The organism is uncultured Photobacterium sp. (assembly GCF_947039875.1).
Lineage (GTDB): Bacteria > Pseudomonadota > Gammaproteobacteria > Enterobacterales > Vibrionaceae > Photobacterium.
On sequence record NZ_CAMRAN010000023.1, the window covers coordinates 28,228 to 43,935 of the forward strand.

Consider the following 15,708-nt stretch of genomic DNA (forward strand, 5'->3'; position numbering starts at 1 on the left):
CCATTGTCAGTGCTAGCTATTGCCGCATTCGTTTTCTCTTTCGTTATTTTAATGCTTGTATTATTGATGACATAAGATCACGTACTATCCCTGTTAGAGGTAGGAATTAAGTAGTGAGATATGTTATTTTTTGTCGAGTTATTAAACAAATGTGTGGAGGTTTTAGATGTTTGGTAAGCTATTTCTTGGGGGAATATTAGTGTTTATGGTAGGCTGCGCGAACCTGCCAGCAACATTAATAACGAAATCGAAAGATCCTATTACTGATTTAATGGTTATTCTTCAACACCCTCAGGCGAGTCAAGGTAAAGATGTTCGTCTTGGTGGTGTTATTGCTTCGATTCGTAATGAGCAGCAGCAAACACGTATTGAAATAGTTGCGATGCCATTAACAACTGATGGTCGCCCAATACTGCATACACAACCTCAAGGACGTTTTATTGCCTATGTTGATGGTTTTTTAGAGCCAATTGAATATGCAAAAGGTCGTCTATTAACTATTGCGGGACAATTTTCTGGCGATGAGCTGGGAAAGATAGGGCAACACCCATATATCTTTCCTGTGGTGCAAGTATCGGGGAAGCAATTATGGAAAGTACAGCAGCAGGTACTACTAAATGGAAGGCGTCAACCTTGTCACTCACGTAATTGTAGACGATGGGATAATGGTTTAAGGATGTCTAATTTTGGAATTAACGGCCGAATTGTTGAGCGGGTAGTGCTATAACCGTCATGAAAGAGATAACGCTAACGTTAGCAGAATATAACCTTGCTGCTTATAGCAGTATTGATATAACTTCGGCAATGAGCACCTCAAGACCTTTATTAGTGTTATTACATGGTTGGCAAGATAATGCCGCTACATTTGCATCACTGTGGTCGTTATTAATAGCTGATTATGACGTTATTGCATTTGATTGGCCTGGACATGGTAAATCCGATTATAAAAGTGCCGATAATTATTACTATTTTATTGATTATATTGATGATTTACATCAAGTGATTACGCAAATTAAACCTGAAAAAGTACATATTATCGGTCATTCTCTCGGGGCTATCATTGCGGGATGTTATGCCGCGATATTTCCTGAATATGTCGATAGGCTTGTATTAATTGAAGGATTGTCACCGTTAACTGAACCTCCGCATATGGCAGCAGAGCGGTTACGAATGGGCATAATCAGTCGACAGCGTTATCGTCGACAACAACAACGTTTACAGCAGCGTTCAATGGCGACATTTGAAGAAGCTGTGACGCTTCGTGCGAACGTAAATCGATTGCCTGCCTCGTTACTTGATAGCGTCGTCAAGAGAGCGACAATTGAACGTGATGGACGCTGGTATTGGCGTCATGACCCTCGTCTTCGTTGTGATTCTTTATACCGAATGGCACAACAACATGCACAGGCTTTGTTAAGTAGTATTCAAGCACCTGTATTATCGATTATCGGTGAGGACGGCTACGCGACATTACGCCAATGTGATGCTAATGGATGGGGTATTAACGATTTTACACAAGTGATGGTGTTTGGGGGACATCACTGTCATTTACAAAGTTCGAATGATGTTTATCGTCATATTCGAGCCTTTCTCCCCACTCAGTTAGATTAATTATTGGTTTATCTTTGGCATCAACAGTTATGGCCATTGTTCAATTTTTAATCCAAAATTAAATATGCGGTAGTGTTGTTGTAATTATTTATAGCATTACCGTTTTGTGAAATTGATAGGCGCGCACCGCAGTCTAATTATAAAGGAGAGTGCACGTGGATAAGGTTTGGCTTAGCCGCTATCCGGAAGATGTACCGGCAGAAATTAACCCAGATGAATATTCATCTTTGGTCGACATGTTTGAACAATCCGTACGTAAATACGCAGATCAAACGGCATTTATCAACATGGGGCAGGTCATGACCTTCCGTAAGTTGGAAGAGCGTAGCCGTGCATTTGCTGCATACTTACAAAATGAGCTTAAACTGCAAAAAGGTGATCGTGTTGCTGTCATGATGCCAAACTTATTGCAATATCCAATTGCATTGTTTGGTATTTTGCGTGCAGGTTGCGTTGTAGTAAATGTTAATCCACTTTATACGCCGCGAGAATTAGAGCACCAACTTAATGATTCTGGTGCAAAAGCGATTGTTATCGTGTCTAACTTCGCACATACGCTAGAAGCCGTGGCTAAAAAAACCTGTGTTAAGCATGTTATTTTAACCAGCCTTGGTGATCAATTATCTCGTCCAAAGGGAACATTAGTTAACTTCGTGGTGAAATACATTAAAAAAATGGTACCGTCATACCATTTGCCCCATGCAACCTCGATGCGTATTGCGTTGCGAAAAGGGCGTAGAATGCAATATGTTAAGCCATTTATTACTGGCGATGACATGGCGTTTTTGCAATACACGGGTGGTACAACAGGCGTTGCTAAAGGTGCGATTCTGACTCACCATAATATGGTGTCTAACGTTATGCAGGCGAAAGGGGCTTATGGTCCTGTGCTAACGGAAGGGCGTGAGTTAATTGTGACCGCACTGCCGCTGTATCATGTGTTCGCACTAACCGTTAACTGTCTATTATTGTTGGAAATGGGGGGGCAAAATCTATTGATTACTAACCCGCGCGATATTCCAACATTTATTAAAGAATTACAACGCTATCCATTTTCAGCTATTACGGGTGTAAATACATTATTTAATGCGTTAGTAAATAATAAAGACTTCCATAAATTAGATTTTAGTAATTTACACCTTTCTGTTGGTGGTGGCATGGCTGTTCAACGTGCGGTTGCTGAAAAGTGGCAAAATATTACAGGTAACTATTTACTTGAAGGTTATGGCTTAACTGAGTGTTCTCCACTCGTTGCGGCTTACCCATATAATCTAACTTACTATAATGGATCTATTGGCTTACCTGTGCCATCAACTGAAGTGCGTATGGTTGATGATGAAGGCAAAGTAGTTGGTATTGATCAAGTGGGTGAATTACAAGTACGTGGTCCTCAGGTTATGAAAGGCTACTGGCAACACCCTGAAGCGACCAAAGAAGTGTTAACCGATGATGGTTGGCTTTCAACGGGTGATATCGTCAAATTTGATGATGAAGGCTTCTTGCATATTGTTGATCGTAAAAAAGACATGATTCTTGTGTCTGGGTTTAACGTTTATCCAAATGAAATTGAAGATGTAGTAGCATTGCACGATAAAGTGTTAGAAGTTGCTGCGATTGGTCAAGCACATGATGTGTCAGGCGAAGTGGTTAAACTTTGTGTGGTTAAGCGTGATGATAGTTTAACGCGTGAAGAATTAATTACCCATTGTCGGCAGCATTTAACAGGCTATAAAATTCCTAAAATTGTTGAATTTATGGATGAATTACCAAAGACTAACGTAGGTAAAATTTTACGTCGTGTCTTACGTGAAGAGTCAGATAAAAAAGCGCAGCAAACCACTAAGTAGTATTTTTATTGACATAAAATAAATGTTGGTTTGATAAAATAATAGCAACTGATTGTGCTAGCACGTATCTAATGCCGGCTTTAATGCCGGCATTTTACTATAAAATATTTAATTGGCTCTAACACGGGGTCGTTCTGTCATAAAAGGTACATTGTGAATTTCGAGATTGTTACAACAACTGAGCAGCTTCGCCTACGGTGTGAGTCAGCACGTCAGCATACGGCTGTTATGCTTGATACTGAATTTGTACGTACGCGAACGCTTTACCCTCGTTTAGGTCTGATTCAACTGTTTGATGGCGAATATTTATCACTGATTGATCCGCTTAATGTCGAAGACATGGAGCCGTTATGGGCATTATTACGTGATCAGTCTGTGATTAAAGTGCTTCATGCTTGTGGTGAAGATCTTGAAGTATTCCAGTACCATGCGGGTTGTTTGCCTGTACCTATGCTTGATACTCAAATTATGGCGGCTTTTTTAGGCCATGGTATTTCAACAGGGTTTGGTGCTTTAGTTAAAGAGTATGTTGGTGTTGAGCTTGATAAAGGTGAGGCTCGTACTAATTGGCTCGCCCGGCCATTGACTGACAAACAGTTAGATTATGCCGCTGCAGATGTGCATTACCTTAAACCATTATATGAAACGCTATTGGCAAAGGTTGAAGCTGCCGGGTATATGGAAGCTTTACAACAAGAATGTAATGCGATCATGCTACGTAGAACAAAAGTGCTGGATCCAAATAAAGCCTATCTTGATATTAAAAATGCTTGGCAGTTAACACCCAAACAGTTAGCGATATTACAACTGGCAGCAGCTTGGCGTGTTCGGGAAGCAAGAAAGCGAGATATTGCACTTAACTTTATCGTTAAAGAATTACATTTGTGGAAATTGGCTCGTTTAGAAATAACTTCGCGTTCAGTGCTTGAAAAAGAAGGCTTTGAACCGATGGAAATTCAGCGTCATGGTAACCGTTTATTGAAAATGGTACATGATTGTGATGCGGTTGACTCTAAAGATTATCCGCAAAAAATCGAACGTTTGGTCGATTTTCCAGGCTATAAGCAGATGGTTAAGCGCTTAAAAGATGTGGTGACAGATGTTGAGTTAAAAACGGGATTAGCGCCTGAATTTTTAGCGTCTAAAAAACAGATCCATCAATTATTATCATGGGCATGGAAACATCAACGATCAGATGAAAAACGTCCTGAAATGCTTAAAAACTGGCGAAAGCCTTTATTTGAAGCGCGAGCATTAGCCATACTTGATGACAAATAAGCGCGTATTATATAGAGAATAAAAAGCCCCGTTAAGCAAGACTTAACGGGGCTTTTTTATTTTTCTTCGTCAGGTAAAGTGACGTTAAGTTCTAGTACCGATAACTCATCACCGTTATGGTCTAGATTTACTGAAACATGCTCTGGATTGATTTGAACATATTTACTGATAACAGCTAAAATATCGCGCTTTAGCTGTGGAAGGTAGGCTGGGGATTTTTGTCCAGCACTACGTCTTTCGGCAACAATAATTTGTAGCCGTTCTTTTGCTACATTTGCGGTTTTCGCTCTTTTAGGACGAAAAAACTCGAGCAGGGCCATGGTTAATTAGCCTCCAAATAGACGTTTTAGGAAGCCTTTCTTTTCTTCTTCTAAGAAACGGAAAGGACGTTCTTCACCAAGTAGACGAGCAACTGTGTCTTCATAGGCTAGTCCTGCATCGGAACCTTTATCAAAGATAACAGGTTCACCTTTATTGGATGCATTTAATACTGCTTGGCTTTCTGGAATAACACCAAGTAGTGGAATGTGAAGAATTTCTTCAACATCTTGTACACTTAGCATTTCACCTTGATTAACGCGTGTAGGATTGTAACGTGTTAGTAGTAGATGCTGCTTAACTGGCTCACGACCTTTTTCTGCACGGCGAGACTTTGAATCTAGAATACCGAGAATACGGTCGGAGTCACGAACTGAAGAAACTTCTGGGTTCGTGGTTACAATCGCTTCATCTGCAAAATACAGCGCCATTAGGGCACCAGTTTCAATACCAGCAGGTGAATCACAGATAATGAAATCGAATCCCATTTTTGCTAGTTCTTTAAATACTTTCTCAACACCATTACGAGACAATGCATCTTTGTCGCGTGTTTGTGATGCTGGCAATACAAACAAATTATCAACACGCTTATCTTTAATTAGCGCCTGACTTAGATTTGCTTCGCCATTAATAACATTAACGAAATCATAAACGACACGGCGTTCACAACCCATAATGAGATCGAGGTTACGCAGGCCGATATCAAAATCGATAACTGCAGTTTTTTTACCGCTCAGTGCTAGACCTGATGCAAGAGCAGCACTTGATGTTGTTTTACCAACGCCGCCTTTACCTGAGGTAACAACGATAATTCGTGCCATTTACACAATTCCTTCTTAAAACTTTTATAAAGCTAGGCGTTCTATACTAAGATTATTGTCTTCAAGATATATGACAACACCTTTGCCCCAAAACTCTTCCTGAATGTTATCACTCAGCCAGTAGTTTCCCGCAACAGAAATTAATTCAGATTGTAAGTTTTGACAGAAAATTGTCGCACTTTTTTCACCACTTGCACCCGCAATAGCACGACCTCGCAGTGTGCCATAAATATGGATACAACCATCGGAAAGAATCTCCGCACCAGCACTGACATTACTGAGAATAACGAGATCACGATTACGAGCATAAATTTGTTGTCCGGAACGAACCGGAGTACGAATAATTAATGTTGGTTCTTTATCTGTACTTACAGGGGTATCTAGTGTTTCAGCTAAAAATTCTGATGGTTCGTCTTTAATTGGCCTTGCCGCATTCATAATAGCAAAACCAGCTGCTTTTGCTTGTGTTTGCTGTGTTTTATTTTTACAACCGCCAATACCGACAGGGATCATTCCCGCATCGATTACTCCAGCTTTTAGCTGTTCAAAATTAATATCAGTATTAACTTGTGATATATCAATAACAACAGGTGCAGAAGCAAAAAAATTGGGTGCGAGTTCAACTTTGTCTTTTAGCTGATTAGTTACTTTACTAATGTCATTATCAACTAAATGAAGAGCAGAGAGCGTGAACGAGCTCCCTTTTAGTTCAGCTATCTTGGTCATAGGTATATTATGGCTAAGATTTTAAATTAACCATTTAGTTCATTATCACAAAGGTACTAGCATGGTATATTTACTCGCGGTTAGGGGCAAGCTATCCTTGCGCTAGCGTTGGTTTTTCAGACAAACTTCTCACACAATTTACTTAAAACTGAGTTAATAGTGAATGATTGCTTGCAATTTTGCTCTGAAATGTATGGCGTATAAAATGAAATAGGCTAACTATATGTTGTGTTCAATCTACAAAAGTTTAAAAAAAGATAATACGTATCTCTACATTAATAAAAAAGATGATTTTGCGGACGTGCCCGCACAATTAATGTCAACCTTTGGTAAACCTCATTTTGTTATGGTAATCAAGCTAGAAGGTAGAACTTTAGCACTGGCTGATGTTGAGAAAGTAAAAGATGCATTACGTACTGTGGGCTTTTATTTGCAAGTACCGCCACCAGTGACTAATTTGTTAGAACAATACAAGGCTGATAAAGCCGCTAAATAATTAAATAAGGCTATTATGTATAAGTGTTTGATATCGATTTTTGTTGCCATCGGGGTTGGAATGTCCTCTTCTGCATTTGCCAGTAAAGAAGGGTTTGATGCCTATGTGGATAAGTTAAAAGTAGAAGCACGTGAAAAGGGTATTTCTGAACCGATAATCGGTGCCGCATTTAAAGGTATTAAATATACAGCGCACGCTGTTAAAGCTGATAATAATCAACCTGAAAAAAAACTCTCATTAGAGCAATATATTATTCGCGCCGTACCTGATTGGAAAGTAAAGCAAGCGAATCGTCTCTATCAGCAAAATAAAGCAGCACTAGAACGTATTGGTAAACAATATGGTGTTCAACCGCAGTTTATTGTTGCCTTGTGGGGCGTAGAAAGTAATTTTGGCAAGATTCAAGGTAATTACAACGTTGTCGAAGCATTAGCGACATTGGCTTATGATGGCCGTCGTGAAGCATTGTTTCGTAAACAAGTTATGGCGGCATTAGCAATATTACAAGATGGCCATATTACTATTGATGATATGAAAGGTTCTTGGGCTGGAGCGATGGGCCAATGCCAATTTATGCCAACCTCTTATCTTACTTATGCTGTTGATGGTAACGGCGATGGTAAAGCCGATATTTGGAATACCAAAGCGGATGTTTTTGCTTCTACCGCTAATTATTTAAAACTCTCTGGCTGGAATAGTGAATATACGTGGGGACGTCCCGTTAAGTTGTCGAAAATATTAGCTGATAGTTATGAAGGCACGGAAAAAGAAAAAGGGAAAACTCTTGCAGAATGGCAACAATTAGGTGTGATGAGTAATAGTCGCGGTACATTACCTGCTGCTGATATTCAAGCATGGTTAATTCAGCCTGATGGCGGGAATGGTAAATCATATCTGGTATATGAAAACTATCGAACATTACTTAAGTGGAATCGATCGCATTATTTTGCTCTGGCTGTGAGTGCATTAGCGGATCGTATTCAATAACGTAATTATTATTAGATCTATATACAAGCTTATGTGAAAGCAAAAAAAAGTCAGACATTAGTGTCTGGCTTTTTTGTTATTTATAATTATTACTAATATAAATATTGTTTTATTCTTAATGAGGATATCTATGAGCAAAATAGTAATATTGATAGCAGATATAAAAAAAGCCTAAACAAGTTAGGCTTCTTTATTTAAACGTTTATATTAGATCTCAAATTCTTCAAGAGCTTGACCATCATCTAATGCTTTTTTTAGCGCGCTAGGCGTACGGCCTTGGCCTGTCCATGTTTTTTCATCGCCATTTTCATCGATGAATTTATATTTAGCAGGACGAGTTGCACGTTTAGTTTTTGGTGTTTTGGCTAAACTTGCTAGTAATTCTTCTGGATCAATACCGTCAGCTAATAGCATTTCACGATATTGAGCTAGTTTTTCATTACGCTCAGTTTCTTTTGCTTGCTCTTCAGCTTCAGCTTCTGAACGTTCAGTAACAACTGTTGTTAGTTTATCTAACGCTTCTTCAAGTTGCTCTAGTGTATATTCACGCGAAAGTGCGCGTAGGCTTCGAAGGTTTAAAAGCGCTTTCATTGCATCAGACATTTTATATTTCCTGTTATTTTTAATTAACTGTAAATAATAATAGCAGCATTAAAACATTTTTTGCAATAGTAATACTTTTATACATTACGTGTAAAACATTTTAATCATTTCTTTATTTAAAAATAGTTATGTTCGGTATATGACACTATTTATAAAATGTTTCTTCATTAGATGTATAAATACGAGCCAAATATTTTTAGTTATTGTTGTTACTATTTATATGTTAAATGATAATAAAATTTAAAATGTTATATCGCGTCGTTATTGCTGGACGTTTATCGTTGTTACTAATCCATTTACGACACTTATTGTTAATAATTATGACTTATAGTGTTGCAAAGTTGAATTGTTTACGTAGAATGTTTCATTAGATCTTTAATGATAAGGGTAGAGGTGCATTGTTTATTAGTAACTAATATGAGGGTGATACTTATGATTATTAGTGAAAAGGGTCAATGCCGAAGTAAGAAACTTATATCAAATACTCTTACTAGGATTACATCTAATAAGTGTAATACTACCATAGTAGATAAAGATATAACGATGGAGCGCTGCTGTAGAGGCTGGGAAGGCTAACCTTCTTTCTATATACTCAATTGAATATGCCATCATGGTTATATCTAACAGTAGATCTTCTAACCAGAATTGGTTGTCGTAGAGATTATAAACTTTGATAGATTATTCCCACTCCTTAACATCCATTATTCCGCCACTAGTCGCGCTTGGCTTGGCGATTCTAACACGTAGAGTTTTATTGTCTTTAGGTACAGGTGTTGTGCTTGGAGCATTATTTCTTAATGATTTTTCTTTCGCTAATACAGCGTCCTATCTTGTTACGTCAATCAAAGGGTTATTCATTGCAGAGGATGGCATTAATACTTGGAACATGAGTATTGTGCTGTTTTTAATTTTGCTGGGAATGACCACTGCGTTATTAACGTTGTCTGGGGGTACTCGTGCTTTTGCTGAGTGGGCACAGACAAAAATAAAGACCAAACGTGGGGCAAAACTTTTAGCCGCTTTTTTAGGGGTATTCATTTTTGTCGATGACTATTTTAATAGCCTTGCAGTTGGTTCTATTGCTCGACCAGTGACTGATCGTTTTCATGTGTCACGTTCAAAGCTTGCTTATATTCTTGATTCAACGGCAGCACCAATGTGTGTATTAATGCCAGCATCAAGTTGGGGCGCTTATATTATTACCCTGATTGGCGGAATATTAGTGACTCACGGCGTTACTGAATATACGCCATTAAGTGCCTTTATGACGTTAGCACCAATGAATTTTTATGCTATTTTTGCATTAGTAATGGTGTTTGTGGTGTCATGGTTCCAATGGGATATTGGACCAATGAGAAAACATGAAATAGCGGCTTCTCATGGTCGTGGTATGGATGTGGGTGGTGATGTTGATGATCAGGCAAAAGATTTAACAGAAGAGCTTGATATAAAAGAGAGCTTGCAAGGACGAGTTGGTGATTTAGTGTGGCCAATTATTATTCTTATTATTGCTACGTTCTTTTTTATGGTCTTTACTGGCTATCAAGTTCTTATCGCGGAAGGTAAGCCATTTTCATTATTAGGCGCTTTTGAAAATACCAATGTTGGCCAGGCATTATGTCTTGGTGGTAGTTTTGGTTTAATTGCCGCGATTATTCCTGTGTTTCGTCAGCGTATTGCAGTAAAAGAGGTCAGTAACACGCTTTGGGTTGGCGCAAAATCAATGTTTGGTGCGATTTTAATTTTATTATTTGCATGGAGTATCGGTGGCGTTATTGGTGATATGAAAACGGGGCAATATTTATCTACCCTTGTTCAAGGTAATATTAATCCTGCATTACTACCAATGATCCTATTTTTATTATCAGGCATCATGGCATTCTCAACCGGCACCTCATGGGGAACATTTGGCATAATGTTACCTATTGCAGGTGATCTCGCGGGGGCGACTGAAATTAGTTTAATGTTACCTATGCTTGCGAGTGTGCTTGCAGGTTCTGTGTTTGGTGATCACTGTTCTCCAATATCCGATACGACGATATTGTCATCGACAGGTGCTCGTTGTCATCATATTGATCATGTAGCGACCCAATTACCTTATGCATTATCTGTGGCCGTTATTGCTGCGATTGGATTCTTAACCTTAGGGATTACAGATTCATTAGCATTAGCATTTTTAGTGGCAACCGTTGCATTTATATTAATGTGTTTCTTTTTATCATGGTTGTCGAGTCGACCATTAAAAGGGGCGGCATTGCGTTAATAGTAAACGTTATTAAAATAACCCAATGGGTGTAAATTGAACCAGTTGATGATGATCAACTGGTTTTTTTATAGTAACAATAACAGTTGTTGGCCTAGGTACTTTCCATTACCTGTAATTTTATGTAGCATCTGCGCGATTTTTAAATGTAATTCGTATGACTAGGAAAGCTAATGGCCCAAATGTATTTCTATTACTCAGCAATGAACGCTGGGAAATCGACCACATTATTACAATCATCATTTAACTACCGTGAGCGCGGCATGACGCCAATTATTTTTACGGCGGCGATTGATGATCGTTTTGGTAAAGGTAAAGTTAGCTCTCGTATTGGTTTACAAGAAGATGCTGAATTATTTAATTCAAAAGATGATTTGTACCAGATATTAATCAACTTTTCGAATGCAGGAAAAATTGATTGTGTGCTAATTGATGAATGCCAATTTTTAACCAAAGAGCAAGTTTATCAATTAACTGAAGTTGTCGATAAATTAGATATTCCAGTGTTATGTTATGGATTACGAACTGATTTTCTTGGCGAGTTATTTGAAGGTAGCCGTTATTTATTATCTTGGGCTGATAAATTAGTTGAGCTAAAAACAATTTGTCACTGTGGCCGTAAAGCGAATATGGTGATTCGTCAAGATGCTGCGGGTAATGCGATTGCTGGTGGTAATCAAGTTGAAATCGGTGGTAATGACCTTTATGTTTCAATGTGCCGTGCACATTATAAAGAAGCATTAGGGCTTTAATGCGCATTTAAATGAATAAAAAAGGAAGCATGGCTTCCTTTTTTATGAGTGACGAAAAATCATGCCGTATATTAATAGCGATTGATCATTATTGTTGGTGGCGTTGTTTAAGTTTATTAATAACATCTTTAAGGGCGAGATTCTGATCTTGCAATAGAACTAATAAGTGATAAATAAGATCGGCTGATTCACAAACTAATTCTGCTTTATCACCCGACGTTGCCGCAAGCGCGACTTCAACCCCTTCTTCGCCCACTTTCTGCGATATACGTTTGGTACCACGGTTATAGAGGCTCGCGGTGTAAGATGAGTCGGGATCAGCACCTTTACGATCTGCCAAGATTTGCTCAAGTTGATGAAGGAACACTAAAGTAGGTTGTTCGTTAGTGTCATCACCGCTATCAAAACAACTAGTGGTGTTTAAATGACAGGTTGGGCCAATAGGGTTGACTTGAATTAATAATGTATCCTGATCGCAATCAAGTTTAATACTTTTAAGTTGCAATACATTGCCGGATGTTTCGCCTTTGGTCCATAAGCGATTTTTAGTACGAGACCAAAAAGTCACTTGCTTGGTGTCCAGCGTTTTAGCTAACGCTTCATCATTCATGTAGCCCAGCATTAATACTTGGCCACTGTTATTATCTTGAATAATAGCAGGGATCAATCCGGCTACTTTTTCCCAATCAATAGATGTTGTTAAACTCATAGTCGAATCTCCAACTGTTGTTGTTTTAGATAGTGCTTTAACTCACCAATATTAATAATTTGTTTATGAAATACTGATGCCGCCAGTGCGCCATCAACATTGATGAGTTGAAAGGCATCATGAAAGTGTGACATTTCACCCGCGCCACCAGAAGCAATTAAAGGTACGTTACAGACACTGCGTACCATATTGAGCTGCTTCAAATCGTAGCCATTACGCACCCCATCTTGGTTCATCATATTTAATACGATTTCACCTGCGCCACGGCGCTGAACTTCTTCAACCCAATCGCACGTTTGCCATTGAGTGGCTTTAGTGCGGCTTTCATCCCCCGTAAATTGATACACCTGATATTGGCCTGTTTCAGCATCAAAATAGGAATCAATACCGACAACAATACATTGCACACCGAACTTATTCGCTAGTGTGGTGATTAATGACGGATCAGCCAATGCTGGCGAATTAATAGAAACTTTATCGGCACCAAATTGAAGAATACGGCTTGCGTCTTCAGCTGATTTGATGCCACCTGCGACACAGAATGGAATATCAATCACTTCTGCAACGCGAGATACCCAGCTTTTATCAACGACTCGGCCATCGCTTGAGGCGGTAATATCATAGAAAACCAGCTCATCTGCACCTTCTTCAGCGTAACGTTTTGCCAGCGGTACGATGTCGCCAATGATTTCGTGATTACGAAATTGGACGCCTTTTACAACCTGACCATCACGGACATCTAAACAAGGAATAATACGTTTAGCTAACATGGGTTCTCCTTAGCTATTCCAGCAATTAAACGCTTGTTCAGCGCTAAATTTACCGTCAAGCAGAGCTCGACCCACAATGACGCCAGCCACGCCTGAACCTTTTAATGCTGTAATATCATCAAGTGAGCCAATGCCGCCCGATGATTGAAATTGGATTTGTGGATATTGGCGGCATAAATCAACATACAATTCGACGTTTGAACCTGTGAGTGTGCCATCGCGTGAAATATCAGTACACAAGACGTGTTTTAATCCTACTTTTAGAAAGTCTTCAAGTAGCGTTTCAATGGTGACACCTGAGTCTTCTTGCCAGCCTGATACCGCTACAATACGGTTGCCGTTGTTATCAATATTAATATCAAGGGCTAATACAATATGCTCTGCACCGTATTTTTCGATCCAGCCTTTAACCCTTTCTGGTTGTTTAACGGCAGTTGAGCCAATAACTACCCGTTGTGCACCTGCATGGAGTAAATCACTGACATCTTGTTCGCAGCGTACTCCACCACCAATTTGAATATTAGCTGGCGTACTTGTCAGTAATTGACGAATAAGCGTCAGTTGGCGTGCTTGAGTATTTTTAGCACCAGTTAAATCAACCAAGTGCAGCCAGTTAGCCCCCGCTTGGTGATAAACGGCAAATTGTTCTGTTGGGTTCACATTATATTCAGTCACTTGTCCGTAATCGCCTTGAAATAGACGCACAACTTGTCCATCGATTAAGTCTAATGCGGGAATAATCATCACATGTCCTTTGTATGGTTATTGCTGATTTTTTATAGTTCTAAGAAGTTCTTTATCAGTTGCGCGCCAGCTTTACTTGAGCGTTCTGGGTGAAACTGCACCCCATAGTAATTACCGCTTTGCACTGCAGCTGTAAAGCTTTGGCCATATTGCGCACTGGCGATGGTTTTGCCACCTTGCTGTGCGGTATTGTCAAACACTGGCATGGCATAGCTATGAACGAAATAAAAATAGCTTCCCGCTGGAATATCTTTAAATAGCGGGTGATTATCTTGTGGTGTAATGGTATTCCAACCCATATGCGGAAGTGGTAACCCCTCTGCTTGGATTTTCTCAACTGACGCATCACACAAAGCTAAACAGGGAATAATGTCGTTGCCATTTTGACCGTGTTCTTGTGATTCTTTGCCAAGTAGCTGCATTCCTAAACAGATACCTAATAACGGTTTGGTTACTTGTTTTACCAAGTTGACTAAATCACGTTGTTGTAGGTTATGCATCGCTTCACTGGCGGTGCCGACACCCGGAAGAAAGAGTTTGTCAGCAGTAAGCACAATCTCAGGATCTTTACTGACGTCCACTTGATAACCTAGACGTTCGATAGCAAAGCGCACTGAGGATACATTGGCACAGCCTGTATCAATAATCACCACCCGTTGCTTGGTGTTAGTGATGGTGTTGTCGATGGATGGTGCTGTCATTACAACACTCCTTTGCTGCTCGGAAGCTCATTACCTTCCACTTTGATCGCTTGGCGCAGCGTTCGTCCAAAGGCTTTAAATAAACTTTCTACAATGTGATGATCATTATTACCTGTTGATGATAAGTGCAGCGTACAGGCAAGAGTATCGGTCAATGAACGAAAGAAGTGAGGCACCATTTCCGTAGAAAGATCACCCACACGATCACGACTAAATATGGCATCAAATTTAAGATAAGGACGACCAGACAAATCTAACGCACATTGTGCCAAACATTCGTCCATCGGTAAGCTAAATCCAAAGCGGCCAATACCTCGCTTATCTCCAAGCGCTTGACGTAGTGCTTCACCTAAGGCGAGGGCAGCATCTTCAACACTGTGATGATCATCAATGTGTAAGTCACCATCAACCGTTAACGTCATTTGAAAACCACCGTGAGTGGCGATTTGATCAAGCATGTGATCAAAGAATCCTAATCCGGTTGAAATCGTATTACCGCCCGTTTGATCTAAATTCACTTTGACACGAATATTTGTTTCTTTAGTGGTACGTACCACTTCTGCGATCCGTGGTTGGGTGGTGAGATCGGTGACGATCTGTTGCCAGTTCATGGTTTGCGGGTGGTATTGAATGCCTCGGATCGCCATATTTTCTGCTAATTGAAGATCTGTTTGACGATCACCAATCACTGCTGAAGTAGCAAAATCAACACGACCTTGCTGTAAGTAATCTTTGACTAACCCCAACTTTGGCTTACGACAACTGCATTGCTGGTGGTCAAAGTGGGGGCAGATCAATACGTCACTAAAGTGAATTCCTTGTGAGCTAAAAATATCCATCATCATCGTATGAGGGGCATCAAAATCAGCTTGGGGATAACTGTGAGTACCGAGGCCGTCTTGGTTGGTGATCATCACTAAGGTATAACCGGCATTTTGAAGTGCAAGTAATGCCGGAATAACATTGGTTTCAAATTGTAGCTTGTCTAATCGATCAACTTGAAAGTCGACCGGCGGCTCAACAATTAAGGTGCCATCACGGTCGATAAATAGAATTTTCTCTTGGCTCACAATCAATGTCCT

Annotated in this window: 17 protein-coding genes and 1 riboswitch; of the genes, 8 read left to right on the forward strand and 9 right to left on the reverse strand. The window is 39.6% G+C overall.

The features are described from left to right. The first annotated feature begins 166 nt into the window (after positions 1 to 166). The 4 genes from Q0V26_RS09925 to rnd all read left to right on the forward strand — a co-directional run bounded on the left by Q0V26_RS09925 (position 167) and on the right by rnd (position 4,736). A complete protein-coding gene (locus Q0V26_RS09925) occupies positions 167 to 727 on the forward strand; it encodes a Slp family lipoprotein (protein ID WP_297481374.1) in 561 nt (186 codons plus the stop codon). Positions 728 to 732: 5 nt separating this feature from the next. After that, the gene (locus Q0V26_RS09930; protein WP_297481377.1) at positions 733 to 1,611 is read left to right on the forward strand and encodes an alpha/beta hydrolase; all 879 of its coding nucleotides are present in this window, start codon (positions 733 to 735) and stop codon (positions 1,609 to 1,611) included. A 155-nt stretch (positions 1,612 to 1,766) separates the two neighbouring features. Next, entirely contained in the window at positions 1,767 to 3,458 is a 1,692-nt protein-coding gene (gene fadD / locus Q0V26_RS09935; RefSeq protein WP_297481379.1) for a long-chain-fatty-acid--CoA ligase FadD, read from the forward strand. A 153-nt stretch (positions 3,459 to 3,611) separates the two neighbouring features. Further along, positions 3,612 to 4,736 carry a ribonuclease D gene (gene rnd, locus Q0V26_RS09940; protein ID WP_297481382.1) on the forward strand — a complete coding sequence of 375 codons (1,125 nt, stop codon included), beginning with the start codon at positions 3,612 to 3,614 and terminating at the stop codon, positions 4,734 to 4,736. A gap of 56 nt (positions 4,737 to 4,792) precedes the next feature. Here rnd and minE read toward each other — a convergent pair whose 3' ends face one another. The 3 genes from minE to minC are packed head-to-tail and all read right to left on the reverse strand — an operon-like array spanning position 4,793 to position 6,601. Beyond that, positions 4,793 to 5,056 (reverse strand): cell division topological specificity factor MinE, encoded by a 264-nt coding sequence (gene minE / locus Q0V26_RS09945; protein WP_045026762.1) that lies wholly within the window; start codon positions 5,054 to 5,056, stop codon positions 4,793 to 4,795. 6 nt (positions 5,057 to 5,062) lie between these two features. Then, positions 5,063 to 5,875 (reverse strand): septum site-determining protein MinD, encoded by an 813-nt coding sequence (gene minD / locus Q0V26_RS09950; protein ID WP_060996955.1) that lies wholly within the window; start codon positions 5,873 to 5,875, stop codon positions 5,063 to 5,065. Positions 5,876 to 5,899: 24 nt separating this feature from the next. Beyond that, entirely contained in the window at positions 5,900 to 6,601 is a 702-nt protein-coding gene (minC, locus tag Q0V26_RS09955; protein ID WP_297481398.1) for a septum site-determining protein MinC, read from the reverse strand. 223 nt (positions 6,602 to 6,824) lie between these two features. Between minC and Q0V26_RS09960 the strand changes: the two genes are divergently transcribed. Together Q0V26_RS09960 and Q0V26_RS09965 are read left to right on the forward strand one after the other, a co-directional pair. Beyond that, entirely contained in the window at positions 6,825 to 7,097 is a 273-nt protein-coding gene (locus Q0V26_RS09960; protein ID WP_297481400.1) for a YcgL domain-containing protein, read from the forward strand. A gap of 15 nt (positions 7,098 to 7,112) precedes the next feature. Then, on the forward strand, positions 7,113 to 8,084 hold the full coding sequence (locus tag Q0V26_RS09965) for a lytic murein transglycosylase (RefSeq protein ID WP_297481403.1): 972 nt from the start codon (positions 7,113 to 7,115) through the stop codon (positions 8,082 to 8,084). Positions 8,085 to 8,291: 207 nt separating this feature from the next. On the opposite strand, the gene Q0V26_RS09970 is transcribed toward Q0V26_RS09965, so the two are convergent. Then, a complete protein-coding gene (locus Q0V26_RS09970; RefSeq protein WP_297481405.1) occupies positions 8,292 to 8,687 on the reverse strand; it encodes an H-NS family nucleoid-associated regulatory protein in 396 nt (131 codons plus the stop codon). A gap of 380 nt (positions 8,688 to 9,067) precedes the next feature. Next, positions 9,068 to 9,249, forward strand: a riboswitch (Lysine riboswitch). A gap of 108 nt (positions 9,250 to 9,357) precedes the next feature. On the opposite strand from Q0V26_RS09970, the gene Q0V26_RS09975 reads away from it, so the two are divergent. Together Q0V26_RS09975 and Q0V26_RS09980 are read left to right on the forward strand one after the other, a co-directional pair. Then, positions 9,358 to 10,950, forward strand: coding sequence for a Na+/H+ antiporter NhaC family protein (locus tag Q0V26_RS09975; protein ID WP_297481407.1), 1,593 nt, complete (start codon positions 9,358 to 9,360; stop codon positions 10,948 to 10,950). A gap of 173 nt (positions 10,951 to 11,123) precedes the next feature. Next, the gene (locus Q0V26_RS09980) at positions 11,124 to 11,702 is read left to right on the forward strand and encodes a thymidine kinase (RefSeq protein ID WP_045037280.1); all 579 of its coding nucleotides are present in this window, start codon (positions 11,124 to 11,126) and stop codon (positions 11,700 to 11,702) included. Positions 11,703 to 11,790: 88 nt separating this feature from the next. Here the strand turns inward: Q0V26_RS09980 and hisIE are convergent, their stop codons facing one another. Genes hisIE through hisB form a run of 5 tightly spaced genes read right to left on the reverse strand, consistent with a single transcriptional unit; the run spans position 11,791 to position 15,699 of the window. After that, entirely contained in the window at positions 11,791 to 12,411 is a 621-nt protein-coding gene (gene hisIE / locus Q0V26_RS09985) for a bifunctional phosphoribosyl-AMP cyclohydrolase/phosphoribosyl-ATP diphosphatase HisIE (protein ID WP_297481410.1), read from the reverse strand. After that, the gene (gene hisF / locus Q0V26_RS09990; RefSeq protein ID WP_297481412.1) at positions 12,408 to 13,181 is read right to left on the reverse strand and encodes an imidazole glycerol phosphate synthase subunit HisF; all 774 of its coding nucleotides are present in this window, start codon (positions 13,179 to 13,181) and stop codon (positions 12,408 to 12,410) included. The genes hisIE and hisF overlap by 4 nt, the downstream gene beginning before the upstream one ends. Positions 13,182 to 13,190: 9 nt before the next feature. Beyond that, complete coding sequence (hisA, locus tag Q0V26_RS09995) at positions 13,191 to 13,925, reverse strand: 1-(5-phosphoribosyl)-5-[(5-phosphoribosylamino)methylideneamino]imidazole-4-carboxamide isomerase (protein WP_297481414.1); 735 nt, start codon at positions 13,923 to 13,925, stop codon at positions 13,191 to 13,193. A 32-nt stretch (positions 13,926 to 13,957) separates the two neighbouring features. Beyond that, entirely contained in the window at positions 13,958 to 14,626 is a 669-nt protein-coding gene (gene hisH, locus Q0V26_RS10000) for an imidazole glycerol phosphate synthase subunit HisH (RefSeq protein ID WP_297481416.1), read from the reverse strand. Beyond that, positions 14,626 to 15,699 carry a bifunctional histidinol-phosphatase/imidazoleglycerol-phosphate dehydratase HisB gene (gene hisB, locus Q0V26_RS10005; RefSeq protein WP_297481448.1) on the reverse strand — a complete coding sequence of 358 codons (1,074 nt, stop codon included), beginning with the start codon at positions 15,697 to 15,699 and terminating at the stop codon, positions 14,626 to 14,628. The genes hisH and hisB overlap by 1 nt, the downstream gene beginning before the upstream one ends. Between the last annotated feature and the right edge of the window lie 9 nt (positions 15,700 to 15,708).